Here is a 14,337-nt window from a genome sequence, read left to right as displayed (position 1 = left end):
GACTCTTGACTCCTGCCTCAGCATTCAGCGCTCACCATTCAGAACTCTTTCAATGAAAACCGGACTTTTCTGCAATTACGACAATCACCACCAAGATGCGCGTCGCGCTATCTTTGAACAAGTCGCGCTGGTAAAACAAGCCGAAAGCCTAGGTTTTGAAGAAGCTTGGCTCAGTGAGCATCATTTTAATGAATTCAATCTCAGCCCATCGATGTTGGTGTTGATGGCGCATCTAGCGGGTCTTACCTCAACTATTCGGTTAGGCACAGCGGCGGTATTACTGCCATTCCATAACCCCATTAGGGTAGCGGAGGACATTGCCACCCTGGATAACCTGTGCAATGGAAGATTATTATTTGGGGTTGCTAAAGGGGGGCCCTTTCCCCAACAGAACAAGCATTTTGCCACACCAATGGGTGAATCTCGTGCCCAGATGCTAGAGGCAATGGCATTGATTCAGAAGCTTTTATATGAAACTGATGTGTCATTTAATGGGCAATATTATCAATGCGATCGCCTCACAGTTTACCCGAAACCATTGCAAAGACAAATTCCAGTATACATAGCTAGTGGTGAGGATGACGGTATAGAGTTTTCCGCCCGACATTCCTTTGCTTTGATGGGAGGGCCACCGTTTTCCCTGGAGAGATTGAAGAATACAGTGGCAAAATATCGAGCCTTAAATTCCAGTGGTTCGGAGAAATTGATGCTAGCACGCTTTTTTTATGTTGGCAAAACAGACGATGAGGCAGTGAGTGAGGCGTTACCTTTCATCCGTCAATTTAGCCAGAAAATGAAAGCCAACTCAGCGCAAGTAATGCAGAATAGTACGAATCCCAACCAAAAACCATTCGACCGGACAAACATTTGTTTCGATGAAGACTATTTGATTGAAAACTCAATCATTGGTGATGTAGTCACTTGTCGCGACAAAATCAAGAAATTTCAAGATGAATTAAATCTAGGTACATTGGCGCTCAAACCTTCATCTTTCGATCTACAAAAAAACCTAGAGAGTTTGCAGCGCTACAACCAAGAGGTACGAAGTTATGTCCAAATTCTCCCTGCTTCCACCCGATGATTTACCTCCAGCTGAGGTAACTAAACAGGATGGAATGCTGCATCTGGAACTAGAACAATCTACTGGCAGATGCTTTTATCAGGCCTGCGATCGCATTACGCAAGTACTATTATCTAATTGTCAGTGGTATCTCACCACGAATGGTACTATCCTAATGTTAGTAATTGATTGCCCTGACATAGTTTCTTACTGGCATATAGTCAGCAACATTCCCCAACTAGGAAATAGACTAGAGCGGTTTACCAGTAATGCCAAAATTCGCGTTTATCCTCCATTTGGCAAAGGCGGGCCGTTTGAAATCAGTGTGAATGAAATCTCTGCATATCGAGATTGGCTTTAACCGTATTATGTTCGCTTAATTACCGACTATTCACGTAAACCTTCATCTCCTCCCGCAAGTGGAAAGGGGGTGAGGTTTTTCTTCTAGCTATAACCTCTCTATGCTCCTCGGTTAGTAGGGAAAACTACCTAAAATGCTTGACAAAGTTTTGCTGCATAAATTTACTATTAATAGCTTGGTACTAAACAAAGCGTATCCTTGGTTTTTGTGGTATTTTTGTACTACAAACACTCACCGTAATGCAATCACAGAATAATATGTCAAAAATGTGAATAATGCGAAGTACCTTAGCTTTCAAGATTAGCAAAAATATACGAATACTTGAGTGAAAAAAATTCTGGTAGATCAATCTCATGATGAGCTTTTGTGCTGGGAGCTTTCCAAAGAAGAGCGGGAAGCAGACTCTTGGCAGATTCTACATGGTATATTGGCAGAGCAACAGGAGAAATTAGGTTGGGAAGTTATTACTCATCCGCCGGAAGGAAAATCCTTAAATCAGAACTTGCAAGAGAATGAGTATGATTTGTTAGTTTTATTTGCTCCTAAGAAATCTCTGAATATAGAAGAAGTAGAAACAATTATTGACTTTGTTCAAAAGGGTAAATCTCTTCTTTTTGTATATGATTATAATTGCCTATGGCATCAAACAAATCAACCAAATCAAAACACTATCAATCAGTTATTAGAATTTTTTGGGTTACGTGTTGAGCAGTTGTTAAGCCGCCGACCTGATGAAGTTTTCTACTTGCATCCCCATTATCTTGGTTCAGAAGTGCATCGGCTATCTACTTACAAGCCAGTTTATTTCAAAACGCTCAATAACTTGCCATATTCGCCATATGTAGTCGCCACTTTGCCAGAGACTAACAAACCCTTTTTAGTGACTGTTGATGTTAATCCTGGTCGGGTTTTGGTAATTGGAGACTATGTTTTATTCGGCGATAAAAAAATCAAGGAAAAGGATAATCAAAAGTTCGTATTAAATGCCTTTCGTTGGCTAACATATCAAAATGCCATAGATTGTAGCAATGCTAGTATCAAAGCCGAAGTACCATATGGTAGAAGAACCAAATTTTCAATTACTTTAAGTAATCCGCATCAAGAACGGTTAGAGCATATACATTGCCTACTAGAATCGGACAGCAACGCTTTCATCAGTAACCCACACATAGAAATACGTTCTCTCCCGCCTGGTAGCAAAACTCAGTTAATGTGGGTCGTCGAACCCCAAAAGCTTGGCGAACAAAACTTAAGGCTGACTATAGATTTTCCCAACCAAACTGATGCTTGCTCTATATTTTTGGATACTGTTGCCCAGTTTCAATGTGTACCAGATGCAGAAATTGACTTAGTTTTCCAAAATCGCAAAGGAGAAGCGCAAGAACTGATCGAGACTGGAGTACCATTTGAAGTTCAGGCTGTAACTCGCTGGGCAAACGATGCTAAACAAATTCCGCTACATTTAGAGTTAAAGTGTCCATTATCACATATGCTTGTTGAGCAAATGGATGTAAATCGCTGGCGTTTAACTGTGTTAGACGAGGGAGATTGGAAAATTACACTGCAAGCAAAAGAGATAGACCAGCAAGTTACTCGCTTAGTTCATGGCTATCCCTCAACTAAGTCAAAAATTACCACTATAGAACGTGATGTTGTAGCTCGACTGGTAGCTGAAGTACACCACAAAGTATCACAGATTCGCCTCGATTTCGATACAGATGTAATGCATAAAATTGCCTTTCGCCTATTGACACCAGACGAGCAGGTACGTTTGCTGTATCAAGCTAATGTCAGAGAACATTTATTAGAAGCTTTAAATGTTGCTAGAAGTACTACACAGCGATTTGCACCACTGGTTGACGAACTACTACACTACATTGCACCCAGTTACTCACCAGTGCATGGATGCTGTATCCCTTACGATCCGAAGTTGGCAGATCGTTTAGCCAAAGCCAACCCGACTCGGAAAGAAAACCTAGCTTACAATCTTCTGTGTATGGATGAAGATGACCACTATGGTCAAGCTTGGTTAGAGGGTAATATTGCAGCATTATTATTACATGAAAAGTATGGACATGGCTTTTTCTACACCCAAACAACTATAGGAAAGCAATTAGCAATTCTTTATCAGCACGGTTTTCTTCGTGATGTAGATTACGAGTATCTACAATTTCCTTATCCACAGTCATTGCAAGCGAAATACAAAAAAGCTATCCAAGCATTGAGTGATAGCACTTTAATTGTTAATGAAGGGTTTGCAACTTGGATGGAGTTGAGCTTGCTCCAGCGCCTTTCAGGACACCTCGGACTGACAGTATATAGGCGTAAGGAATTTTTATTTAAAGATACAATGCTAGAAACTTTAAAAGGCTCTAGCGATTACTTTAAACGTTCAACAGAATATCAATTATCGTCAAAGTCAAAATATGAAGAAGGATGGCAATATTTAAACTCAATTCAAAGCTTTTTTGGTTCTGATTATGGCCCTAAATGTGCGATACAAGCTGTAATAAAAGCTACTGATATTAATTTTGGTATTACTGAATGTGCCGGACAAGTACAGTTTGGGCTAGAGCCTGAAACAATAGAAAATGCTCTGCTTAAGGCTGTAAATGATGATGCTAGGGCAGATATGCGCTTGAAGCATATCGCAATTGTCTTATACGAATTTCAACAGCCCATCAGAGAAAAACAAGAATTGTTAAAATGCTACCGTGAGTGCTTGCATTCCGCATGTCCACTGAATAAGATTGTAGCTGAGCGTTTAGGTTGGTAAATTCATGGACTCAAATGAGTATAGGGAGCTAATTATAAAAAAAAGACTACGTCCTCAAGACCACCAAGCATTTGATGCTTGTATAGATATTCTCACAAATCAAGGAGGTGCTTTAAGTCCATACCTAAACTGGGGTCAACCCTTTAGCAATTGTTCTCCTAATCTTACATCAGAAGCTGAAAATTGTTATATAAAGCTTAGAAACTTTGGATTAAATGATGGTCAAATCAAAAAATGTATAGGAAGTTAATAATAGATAAAGTAACTTTTATAAATAAGTTTTTAGATATAATACATTTTAATTATGAAACCAAAGATTTAATTACTTTGAATACTGCAAAATGTGCTTTTTTACACTTAAGTAAATAGTAAGTGAAATTGTAATAGTTGCACCAAAAGTAGGAGAGTGAGTCTTTGGTAAACTCGAATCAAAAATTTAATAGTAGGGCATGGCTTCAAGTTCTATGTCACAATCCAGATTTGCATATTGAGAGCTCCGAAAACGGGACTGTAGTTGTTAAATATGGTCAAGAGATTCTATTAGAAACAAACTTACAATTACAGCAGTCAAATCAATCTGTAGCACCACAAAATCAAAACTCTCAAGCAATTACTACAATTGAATCACCTAATAGCCAAACCATAGCTCAATCTAATCCAGAAACTAAGCCTCCAACACCCTCTAAAAATAAGTCTGCACCAGATATATTTATTCCCTTATCAAAAGAAACACCAAACGCAAGAGATTCAGTGAATGATTTGCCAGCTATATTGCGAGATTTGCTAGCAAGTAATCGTTTTAACGAAGAGGATCTGAAAGACATTTGTCACGATCTTATTGGTCAAGAACCCGTCTATCAAGAAATTATTAATTATAAGAATAACCGCGCTATGGCACGAAGGCTAATTGAGTATCTTCAAAGTCGCGTTCGACTCAATGATTTAGTCAATTATATCAAGAAAACGCGTCATGATATCATAATTTAAGAATGAAAGACAGGGGTTAGTTAAAGGCTAGGGATTGCTGATACGATATAAACCATTTTTCTAAGTATGTTTTTTAGTTAACTTTAATTACTATAGTAATCATTAAAGGATAAAAAATGGAGTATGAATACCAAGTTGCTCTTTCTTTTGCTGGAGAAGACCGCAACAATGCTGAAAAACTAGCTGAAATTCTAATAAATAAAAGAATAAAGGTATTTTATGATTTGTATGAGCAAGCAGACCTTTGGGGAAAAGACCTTTATCAACATTTGCAAACTGTTTACAGAGATAAAGCCCTGTTCACAGTAGTATTTATATCTGAAGCTTATGCTAAAAAATTATGGACTCGCCATGAACTTGAGCAAATGCAAGCAAGAGCATTTGAAGAAAACAGAGAATATATTCTTCCCCTCAAAATAGACGATACAATTATTCCTGGAATAAATAAAACAACAGGCTACATAGACTTACGTTCAACTACTTTAGAAGAAGTAGGAGAATTGCTAGAGAAAAAGCTGACAAAACTAACAAATATAAGTGAGAATAAAACCGCTTCTTTAACGACAACTACTAGTGATAACACCAGTACTGAGGATACACTTCACAAAGATGTATCGGAATACTCGGCAAGTGTTTTACGAGATTTGCTGGCAAGCAATCGTTTTGACGAAGAGGAACTGAAAGATATTTGTCTCGATCTTGTTGGTCAAGAACCAGTTTATGAAGGAATTATTAATCAGAGGGACAAGCGCGCGATCGCACGAAGGCTAATTGAATATCTTCAAAGTCGCGTTCGCCTCAATGATTTAGTCAATTATATCAAGAAAACGCGTCCTGACATTTTATTTTAAAGAGTGTAGACAGTAATGTTTTACCAACTTCTATAAATTATAAATTGGTGAAACCTACTGGATGTTATGAGTGGCTATAGTAATTGAACAATATTAAGCTACAGTTGGAGCTATTCTCTTGGTATAACAAACAAAGCAAGTCCTATGTTATCTCAGAATAACAGGTACAACAAAAACGAATCAGGACAGAGCAGTTAACACGATTTTTAGAATCGCTATAGCTCCATAAAATTTGTCTAGCGAACAAGCTTAATGTATCAAAGTATTAGTTGTTCGGAATAATGTTTACTCCTAAATGCGCCCGAATTTCACTCAGTTGTACATCCCAAAATCGATCCCATTTTTGTGCGATAAACTTGCCTGGAGTATGAGAACCCAAACTGTAGCCACGAGATATTTCTGTCATTAAAGCTTTGAAATTGGCAGGTTGGTAAAGACTATACTTGACTAGAGCAAAACTCAAAAGCATAACGCTGATAGGAATTGGGGTTTGAGCTAAAAAGAAAGCTTGTAGACCAATTTCACCAATCACATCAGTATTAAAACCACCAACTACATGGTAAATGTCATGGGTGGATCTCCAAAGCATCTTCAGATAAGAGATGTCATCAACAACAGGAACTTTTTTGTAAAAATAGGGATCGAAACCTTGAGATTTCATTTCTCTGGCATAAATATTACCTAAAGTTCCCTCTGGAAGCTTACTTAACTCATCTAAATTGATTGCAGCCGGAAGCCAGCGTTCTGTAAACAGAGTGTTAACTTCAGGAATTTTTTTCAACTCGTCAACAGCTAATTGCGCCGCTTCTGTTTGGTCGAGTGCATCCTCGAAATCAAAGACTCTATCAGTATTACCCTCACCAAGTTTCAGAGCGCTAGATGCTAAAAATTCAATGTATGCAAGAAGTGCTTTGTCATTATTGTAAGTTATTACATTGGCCATAGTGATTCTCTACTTTGAGACATAGCTTTGCCAGTTCAAATTACAAGTGTATTAGTTAAGACTGATGCATTGACAAACAAACGAAAATATGAGTCTTTAATTTTGGAAGATATGAATACAATGTTTCATGAATCCTCAGAGGGATTTAATTTCACCAAATATTGACTCACATAAAAACCGACTAACAGAGCGATATGGTTAGTCGGTAACTAGCTTTTTAGGAAAAGCAGGCAAATTTGGAAATTTCCTAGAACCTTGCTTTATAATTGCAAAAATTAAGATATTTAACTGGATCTCCTGTTTTCGCTCTAAAATTTGTGCTTTATTAGACAAAATAGAGTTATTTCTCAGTACTTTTGCATAAAAATGGTAGATGCAATAACCCTAAGATTAATGTTTATATGGATCACTGCAAAACCCAAATTGCTTAAAAGTATACCTTTAGCGTCAAAATAATCAAGGTATCTATCCCACTTTTGAAATCGGCTGAAAACTTCTATGACTTCTCAGGAAACTGATGTAAAACATGCTACTGCGTCATCAAAAACATGGCGTAGTTGGCAGGAAAATCTGATTTTAGTTGCGATCGCCTTATTCTTAGCACTCTTTATCCGGACTTTTATTGCCGAACCCCGCTATATCCCTTCTGACTCAATGCTACCAACTTTACATACAGGCGATCGCTTAGTGGTGGAAAAAGTTTCTTACCATTTTCACCCTCCTACAACTGGGGATATTATCGTTTTTCAGCCTCCCGCCGAACTGCAACGTCGAGGTTATCCGCGAGATCAAGCCTTTATCAAACGGGTTATTGGTGTGCCTGGAGAGATAATTAGTGTTGCTCAAGGCAAAGTTTACCTCAACAGTCAACCTTTGTCAGAAAATTATATTGCCGAACCAGCTAATCAGCCATTTCCACCAGTGCAAGTTCCAGCAGACAAGTTTTTTGTGATGGGCGACAACCGTAACGATAGTAATGATTCGCGCTACTGGGGCTTTTTACCCAGACAAAATATCATCGGTCGGGCAACATTTCGCTTTTGGCCTCTCAATCGCATTGGATTTATTTAGAATGTTGAGTCACCGAAGCGTCTACAGCAATCATATAATACGGCCGTAGCGGGCTGTAAATAAATTGGCTGGATGAATTTGATTATTCAGCCAAGCCCACATCTGATCGCCGAAGGAAAAATGCCACCATTCTTTAGGATTGCGTTGAAATCCCGCTTTTAGCATTACATCTCGCAATAACTGACGGTGGGCATGATACTCTTGAGTTTGTGGGTGGGAATTGTTTGCATAGTAATCGGGATGCGATCGCTCAGATAATTCATCAATCAGCGAACCCATATTCACTACTTGTCCTGCATCATTTACTAGCGTCACATCCACGGCAGCACCTGTACTATGGGGTGGCGGAGTTTGTTTATCCAAACTGGGTACAGCCCAAATTTCATAAACCAACTCCCAAATCTTTTGGCGTTGGTTTGGTAATAAGTCTACCTGAGTCAGTCCTCGTTGTTGTACCACTTCCGCAAAGCTGTAATCTACCATAAACTGCTGTACGGCTACTGGACGATAGGCATCAAAGATTTGGATACGCCAGTTGGGAAGCAACAGATGAAGATAATTTTGAGCTTGAATTAAATTTTCAATTACACTTTGGCGGAGATAATAGGGGGAATGTTCTCCATAAGGCGCACCTAATTTCTCATAGGGATGTGGAGATTCCACTGCAAACAGTTCTAAAGGAATTTTTACTAGTGGTTCACCGCATTCTACAATAGGGATTTGGTGGTAGGGTTTCATCCTGTCAGTATTAACTAAACGCCGTATTTGCAACCCAAACAGAGTAGCCATTGTTGCAGATAAACACAGATATAGCAAGAGGCGCACAGCTAACTGACTGTGCGCCCTCACTTTTTAATAAAAACTATTTCCTTTTAAGGATATGAGTAACCATTGCTCTGAACCCCACCTGTGTACTGTCCTGGAATCTGCCGAGGTACTGAGAAATTAGACCGTTGCCAGATGTAATTACCGTAATTATTAGGTACTACGGGGGTTGTAGATGTAACAATATTTGGGTTGAGAGTCTGGATTGAAAAAGGTGAAATATTGCTCGGTGCTACAGAGTTGGCGGGCTGTGTCACTGGTGTTGTTTGTACTTGACCGGGCAACACCTGGCCGTTATTCAAGTTATTGTAGGTATTTAGGGTTTGGTTGGTTACAGTTGGTTGAATGTAACCCGTCCCAGTGTCTAGCCTTGTGTTAGGCGAAAAAGTATGACTGGGCAATGCCTGACTTTTATTCAAGTTATTGTAGGTATTTAGGGTTTGGTTGGTTACAGTTGGCTGAATGTAACCCGTCCCAGTGTTTAGACTTGTGTTAGGTGAAAAAGTATGACTGGGCAATGCCTGACCGTTATTCAAGTTATTGTAGGTATTTAGGGTTTGGTTTGGTACAGTCGGCTGAATGTAACCTGTCCCAGTGTTTAGCCCTGTAGTAGGTGAATAAGTCTGGCTAGGTGAACCGTTAGTGTATGGAGTCTGTATTCCTCTATAAGAGTCGTACCCAAAGGTATTGGGTTGACTTAAACTTGCTCTATTGAAGCTTGAAAGTGGCTGATTTACCGATTGATTCAGTGGTGTTTGTAAAGAACTGATAGAGTTTCTATTTTGACTTTTATCGGTTTGATTAACTAATCCAATTCCCGACCTAGAAGAAGTTTGTGTTATCCCTGTTGGTTCAGAAGATGCATTTAAAGATTTAACACTTGACAATTGATTACCACTATCAAGCGTGCCAAACTGCAATAAATTTTCTGCTTGTAATACAAAGGGATTTTTTTCCTTGGGTACAGGTGTATCATTAGATGTCCCTAGACCAGAATTTGATTTCAGCCCTTTAGAAGACTGTTGTTTATTAATTACATCTAATACGCTTTTGCTTTTGTTTGCTTGATTCTCTTTGGAGTTACTTACCGTTACTGGTAAAGTTACTTGCTGCAAGTCACTATACAGAGCTGGTAAATTATCAATGTCAGCTGCGATCGCTTTATCTTCAGCTGAAAGGGAGGAGTTATTTCGCTGTAGAGACGTTACCTCTTTGTTTTGCTTATGAGTGAAAAAATCAGGGTTAGACCAGTATTCTCGAATTACCAGCCCTACCACAGATAAAAATATTGCTGTGCCCCAAAAACTAGGTTTAGCTAAATTCCATAACCTGGCCTTGAGATAGCGTAAGTAAGCGGGGGGATAATGGCGATGTGGCATAGCTGATAACGCATAAATACTTATAGTGGTCGTTAACTAGTGACTGGTAATTGTCAGCGGTCAACAGTGTACTCGAGTTAATGTGCAATTTTCTTACTTAACAGCTTATCTCAATCGAAGTTAAGTGGTAGTTTTATCCTAGCCTTTAAGTATCTATTTAGTCATTAGAATTAAGTATGTATTATTCCAAAATTATTGTTTGTTTACCTGTTCTAGTTCTTTAACTGCTAACTCCTAAATGAGATTTTGAGCTTTGGTTACTTTGGATATCATCAGGAATCGAAAGCTGCACTAACTTATTGTTGTGGCTGGCCAAAATTTCAACTCATTCACTCTCTAGTACACTGCGGCGGAAATAAGAATACCATTCAAAATGCTTCACAAACTTAGAAATAAGGCATTTTTAATTTTTAATTCCGCGTAGCGGTACTAATTACTAAATTGTGCGCTGTCATGCTTCGATATACCCATGATACCCATTCGCTTGTAGCAACATTTGAAAAACGGTACAAGTACCGCACCGTAATATTTACCAGGAGACTACAGCAATGATGAAAGCTGAAGATATCATGACCAAGGATGTAGTTACCATTCGCGGTTCGGCGACAGTCGCTGAAGCAGTGGGGCTGATGAAGGAAAAAAGATTGCGCGCTCTGGTTGTGGATCGTCGCTATGATGATGATGCCTATGGTATCGTCACTGAAACGGATATTGTTTATAAGGTAATAGCTTACGGTAAAGACCCCAAGCAAATACGGGTTTACGAAATTATGAGCAAGCCCTGCATTGTCGTAAATCCTGAGTTGGGTGTGGAATATGTAGCAAGGTTGTTTGCCAAACTTGGTATTCATAGAGCGCCTGTGATTCAAGGCAAGTTGTTGGGCATTATCTCGATTACCGACATTTTGACCAAAAGCAACTTTGTGGAAACACCAAAAGCACTATTTCTGGAGGCGAGAATTCAAAAAGCGATTGAGGAGGCTCGTGCCATTTGTACTGAGCATGGTGCTTATTCTAAAGCTTGTGCTACTGCCTGGGATGAAGTAGAAGAACTCCAAGCAGAAGCAGCTCACCAAAAAGCTGAAAGCATGGTTTCAGCCAAAATATCCTTTGAAGAATACTGTAAAGACAATCCAGACGCACCTGAATGTCGAAATTACCATCCTTGATTGTAATTGAGGAATGACGAGACTGGGGATTGGGGACTGGGGATTGGTGATTAGGAAAACTACTTCTTCATCTCCCCCTGCTCCTCGTCTCCCTCAATTTACCGTTTGGCTACCCGTATTAATAAGAATGCACCTACTATAAAAAAGATAAAGTTGGGTAACCAAGCTCCCATAAAAGGAGAAAGGATACCTACTTGTGCGATCGCACCACTCATAAAGAAAATTAAGTAGTAAGAAAAAATCACTACCACACAAATAGCAAAACTTGTTCCTCGCCCAGTACGTTGGGGTATGGTTCCCATAGCTGCACCTACTAAACCAAAAACTACACATACAAAGGGCAAAGAAATTTTTTGTTGAATCCTTACTTGAAGCTTACGAATTTTTTGAGGATCGCCACCGAGACGTTCCACTGCTAGTTGTTCTACCGCTTCACTAATATTCATCTCACCATAGCTCCGGTTTTTTTCTGTCAGAGTTAATGGTGTACGGGGTAGTTGCAGTTGTTGGTGTTCAAACCGCAAAATGTTGCGATAAGAGCTATCCGCAGCTACTAAATAAATGGTGCCGTTGTAAAAATCCCAAACGCTTTGAGAGCCATTCCACTCAGCAGATTCTGCTACTACAATTTGATTCACACCTTTTGTGGAACGATCTATAATTGTTAATCCTTTCATCCGCTTACCATCAAACTGGTCAGCATAAAATAAGCGTGATAGTATTTTGTTCTTAGTACCATCTGGTTCGGTTTCGTCCCGGTATTCGGGATAAAAGATATTCTGCTGCTTTAAAATTGGCTTATCAGACTGAAGGGCACTCTCCAAGGTAACATTTGCTTGGTATTTTGCTGCTGGTGCGATTTGCTCGTTAAACAAAAATGTCATTCCTGTGGCTATAAAACTCAACACTACAGCAGTCAGCACCATCCGATACACACTTACACCACAGCCACGTAGAGCAATTAGTTCGCTCTCGCTAGAAAGACGACTGTAAGTCATCAAAGTAGCTAGCAGCGTGGACATAGGGAAGGCTAAAACGATGAATTCTGGCAACTGTAACAAAAAAACCTGAATGGCGATGTCTACAGGTAGCCCAGACTCTACTATTTTTCTGACTAGATCGAATACAGCATCAATGGTCACACCAATTGATGAGAAAGCACCCACGCCAAATAAAAATGTTGGTATCAATTCGCTGGTCAAGTAGCGATCCATGATTGTGAAAGGCAGCAGCGACTTGAGGCTATAGAATGATTTGAGCTTTGTTGACTTCATAAACGACTTGAAAAATTCAACATGGGTGACCCAGGTGATGCAAGCATATCCAATCCCAGTAGCTTAATCAAAAGCGCAAAATTAATTGTGAATAAATGGTCAAGTATAAAAAATTTCCTTTTAATTATTAACTAAATATTTGTTGATAATTTAGGCTAAGAAGTTATCGCCCAAGTAGTATTGCCGCACGAGAGGGTTGTTGTAGAGTTCTTCCGCTGTGCCAAAAGCGAGAATTTGCCCTTCACGCATAATGTAGGCGCGGTCAGTAATAGCCAAAGTTTCGCGGACATTGTGATCTGTAATTAAAATACCCATACCGCGATCGCGCAGTTGTGCCACAATTTGTTGAATTTCTGAAACGGCAATGGGATCGACTCCAGCAAATGGTTCATCCAAAAGTAAAAATTTTGGCCCTTCCCGTCCTGCTGCCAAGGATCTTGCTAATTCCGTCCGTCGTCTTTCACCACCAGAAAGTTGAATTCCCTTGCTATTAGCCACTTTTTCCAAGCGAAACTCCCGCAGTAAAGTTTGTAGTCGCTTTGGCCATTCCCATCGTGGCACATTGGTTTGCTCTAGCACTAGAAGAATATTGTCCTGTACCGAGAGTTGACGAAAAACACTGGCTTCTTGAGCTAGATAACCAATGCCCAATCGTGCCCGTTTGTGCATTGGCAGACTGGTAATTTCTAGATTATCTAGCCAGACTCTTCCCTGATTGGGTTTTTCTAAACCACTAGCAATGTAAAAGGTCGTCGTTTTACCCGCGCCATTAGGGCCTAATAAACCGACGACTTCGCCTTGCGCTATGGAAAGGTTGACGCGATTAACAATAAGTCGTTTGCCGTAAGATTTATGAATATTCTCTAGGACAATTTTCACAATTCGCGCCTTTTGTTGGTAGTAGATGCTAATTAGAACGCCTTAAACCTGGTGTACTTGGAGCGGGTGTGTTAGATTGTCCGCCATTCTCGGATTCGTTCACCATGTAGATAGACTCTACCTGACGGTTGGATTGGGGTAAGGCGACAAATCGACCTTCGTCAATTAGATAAGCCACTTTTTCCGCCCGAATACTGTTACCACCTTTTTGTAAGATATAAACGTTGCCACTAAGATCGATCCGGCGTTCTTTGGTAAAGTATTGTGCTTGGGCAGCTGTTGCTTGAATTCCCCGAGTAGGATACAACATTTGCACATTGCCGCGAGCAGTTGCTACTTGGGTTTTGGCGTTATATTCTTGAAAATCAGAGTGGATGGTGAGCGGGCTATTTCCTCCAGATGTTTGTGCCGTAGCAGTTTGCACTTGGGTGGGGAAAGCGATAGTTCCTAACAGACTAACTGGTAGCAGTAAGGCTAATCCAAAGCGACGCATCTGTGAAATGGGCGATTGATAGCAGGACATCATAGCAATTTGGGATTAGGGATTTCAGCTTGTATACTAATTATCTCAAGTACTTTCTCCAGAGACAAAATCTACTATCTGGAATAACTGACGATAACTACTGGCTGAAATAGTGACGCTTTGCCAAACCTTGAGGTTTCGCCAGCCTTGACATTTGTGATGATGCACAGGGCGGAGGATTAGGGGAAGCAGAAGAACTAATTGAATTCCTGCCCAGTTTCCAGTCCCCTTCAAGAAAA

The 14,337-nt window shown here is 39.8% G+C and carries 14 protein-coding genes; 8 read left to right on the top strand and 6 right to left on the bottom strand.

Annotation, left to right across the window (positions count from 1 at the left end):
• The first annotated feature begins 52 nt into the window (after positions 1-52).
• The 6 genes from RMY31_RS17305 to RMY31_RS17280 all read left to right on the top strand — a co-directional run bounded on the left by RMY31_RS17305 (position 53) and on the right by RMY31_RS17280 (position 6,035).
• The gene (locus RMY31_RS17305) at positions 53-1,081 is read left to right on the top strand and encodes an LLM class flavin-dependent oxidoreductase (protein ID WP_322656664.1); all 1,029 of its coding nucleotides are present in this window, start codon (positions 53-55) and stop codon (positions 1,079-1,081) included.
• Entirely contained in the window at positions 1,050-1,421 is a 372-nt protein-coding gene (locus RMY31_RS17300; protein WP_322656663.1) for a hypothetical protein, read from the top strand. Before RMY31_RS17305 ends, RMY31_RS17300 begins: the two co-directional genes overlap by 32 nt.
• A 325-nt stretch (positions 1,422-1,746) precedes the next feature.
• Positions 1,747-4,197 (top strand): hypothetical protein, encoded by a 2,451-nt coding sequence (locus RMY31_RS17295; protein WP_322656661.1) that lies wholly within the window; start codon positions 1,747-1,749, stop codon positions 4,195-4,197.
• A gap of 4 nt (positions 4,198-4,201) precedes the next feature.
• Entirely contained in the window at positions 4,202-4,447 is a 246-nt protein-coding gene (locus RMY31_RS17290; RefSeq protein WP_409878034.1) for a hypothetical protein, read from the top strand.
• A gap of 164 nt (positions 4,448-4,611) precedes the next feature.
• Positions 4,612-5,184 (top strand): hypothetical protein, encoded by a 573-nt coding sequence (locus RMY31_RS17285; protein WP_409878032.1) that lies wholly within the window; start codon positions 4,612-4,614, stop codon positions 5,182-5,184.
• A 116-nt stretch (positions 5,185-5,300) separates the two neighbouring features.
• Positions 5,301-6,035 carry a TIR domain-containing protein gene (locus RMY31_RS17280; RefSeq protein ID WP_322656659.1) on the top strand — a complete coding sequence of 245 codons (735 nt, stop codon included), beginning with the start codon at positions 5,301-5,303 and terminating at the stop codon, positions 6,033-6,035.
• A gap of 265 nt (positions 6,036-6,300) precedes the next feature.
• Here the strand turns inward: RMY31_RS17280 and RMY31_RS17275 are convergent, their stop codons facing one another.
• Positions 6,301-6,978 (bottom strand): Coq4 family protein, encoded by a 678-nt coding sequence (locus tag RMY31_RS17275; protein WP_322656658.1) that lies wholly within the window; start codon positions 6,976-6,978, stop codon positions 6,301-6,303.
• 498 nt (positions 6,979-7,476) lie between these two features.
• Here RMY31_RS17275 and lepB point away from each other — a divergent pair, with 498 nt between their 5' ends.
• The gene (gene lepB, locus RMY31_RS17270; RefSeq protein WP_322656657.1) at positions 7,477-8,049 is read left to right on the top strand and encodes a signal peptidase I; all 573 of its coding nucleotides are present in this window, start codon (positions 7,477-7,479) and stop codon (positions 8,047-8,049) included.
• 30 nt (positions 8,050-8,079) lie between these two features.
• Here the strand turns inward: lepB and RMY31_RS17265 are convergent, their stop codons facing one another.
• Both RMY31_RS17265 and RMY31_RS17260 read right to left on the bottom strand, forming a co-directional pair.
• Positions 8,080-8,787, bottom strand: a complete 708-nt coding sequence (locus RMY31_RS17265; RefSeq protein WP_322656757.1) for a M15 family metallopeptidase — start codon at positions 8,785-8,787, stop codon at positions 8,080-8,082.
• A 134-nt stretch (positions 8,788-8,921) separates the two neighbouring features.
• Complete coding sequence (locus RMY31_RS17260; protein WP_322656656.1) at positions 8,922-10,253, bottom strand: hypothetical protein; 1,332 nt, start codon at positions 10,251-10,253, stop codon at positions 8,922-8,924.
• 548 nt (positions 10,254-10,801) lie between these two features.
• Here RMY31_RS17260 and RMY31_RS17255 point away from each other — a divergent pair.
• Positions 10,802-11,422, top strand: a complete 621-nt coding sequence (locus tag RMY31_RS17255) for a CP12 domain-containing protein (RefSeq protein ID WP_322656655.1) — start codon at positions 10,802-10,804, stop codon at positions 11,420-11,422.
• Between the two features lie 98 nt (positions 11,423-11,520).
• Here the strand turns inward: RMY31_RS17255 and RMY31_RS17250 are convergent, their stop codons facing one another.
• From RMY31_RS17250 to RMY31_RS17240, 3 genes are all read right to left on the bottom strand, one after another.
• On the bottom strand, positions 11,521-12,636 hold the full coding sequence (locus tag RMY31_RS17250; protein ID WP_322656756.1) for an LptF/LptG family permease: 1,116 nt from the start codon (positions 12,634-12,636) through the stop codon (positions 11,521-11,523).
• 210 nt (positions 12,637-12,846) lie between these two features.
• Positions 12,847-13,575 (bottom strand): LPS export ABC transporter ATP-binding protein, encoded by a 729-nt coding sequence (gene lptB / locus RMY31_RS17245; RefSeq protein ID WP_322656654.1) that lies wholly within the window; start codon positions 13,573-13,575, stop codon positions 12,847-12,849.
• A 28-nt stretch (positions 13,576-13,603) separates the two neighbouring features.
• Positions 13,604-14,101, bottom strand: coding sequence for an LptA/OstA family protein (locus RMY31_RS17240; RefSeq protein WP_322656653.1), 498 nt, complete (start codon positions 14,099-14,101; stop codon positions 13,604-13,606).
• Between the last annotated feature and the right edge of the window lie 236 nt (positions 14,102-14,337).

This window comes from Dendronalium sp. ChiSLP03b, from assembly GCF_034531165.2.
Lineage (GTDB): Bacteria > Cyanobacteriota > Cyanobacteriia > Cyanobacteriales > Nostocaceae > Dendronalium > Dendronalium minutum.
Note: the sequence above shows the minus strand (reverse complement) of the source record. Positions and strands in the feature narration are given on the sequence as shown.

Coding starts and splice junctions, on each gene's coding strand:
- RMY31_RS17305 (WP_322656664.1), top strand. CDS start 53: ATGAAAACCGGACTTTTCTGCAATTACGACAATCACCACCAAGATGCG.
- RMY31_RS17300 (WP_322656663.1), top strand. CDS start 1,050: ATGTCCAAATTCTCCCTGCTTCCACCCGATGATTTACCTCCAGCTGAG.
- RMY31_RS17290 (WP_409878034.1), top strand. CDS start 4,202: ATGGACTCAAATGAGTATAGGGAGCTAATTATAAAAAAAAGACTACGT.
- RMY31_RS17280 (WP_322656659.1), top strand. CDS start 5,301: ATGGAGTATGAATACCAAGTTGCTCTTTCTTTTGCTGGAGAAGACCGC.
- RMY31_RS17275 (WP_322656658.1), bottom strand. CDS start 6,978: ATGGCCAATGTAATAACTTACAATAATGACAAAGCACTTCTTGCATAC.
- lepB (WP_322656657.1), top strand. CDS start 7,477: ATGACTTCTCAGGAAACTGATGTAAAACATGCTACTGCGTCATCAAAA.
- RMY31_RS17265 (WP_322656757.1), bottom strand. CDS start 8,787: ATGAAACCCTACCACCAAATCCCTATTGTAGAATGCGGTGAACCACTA.
- RMY31_RS17260 (WP_322656656.1), bottom strand. CDS start 10,253: ATGCCACATCGCCATTATCCCCCCGCTTACTTACGCTATCTCAAGGCC.
- RMY31_RS17255 (WP_322656655.1), top strand. CDS start 10,802: ATGATGAAAGCTGAAGATATCATGACCAAGGATGTAGTTACCATTCGC.
- RMY31_RS17250 (WP_322656756.1), bottom strand. CDS start 12,636: ATGGATCGCTACTTGACCAGCGAATTGATACCAACATTTTTATTTGGC.
- RMY31_RS17240 (WP_322656653.1), bottom strand. CDS start 14,101: ATGATGTCCTGCTATCAATCGCCCATTTCACAGATGCGTCGCTTTGGA.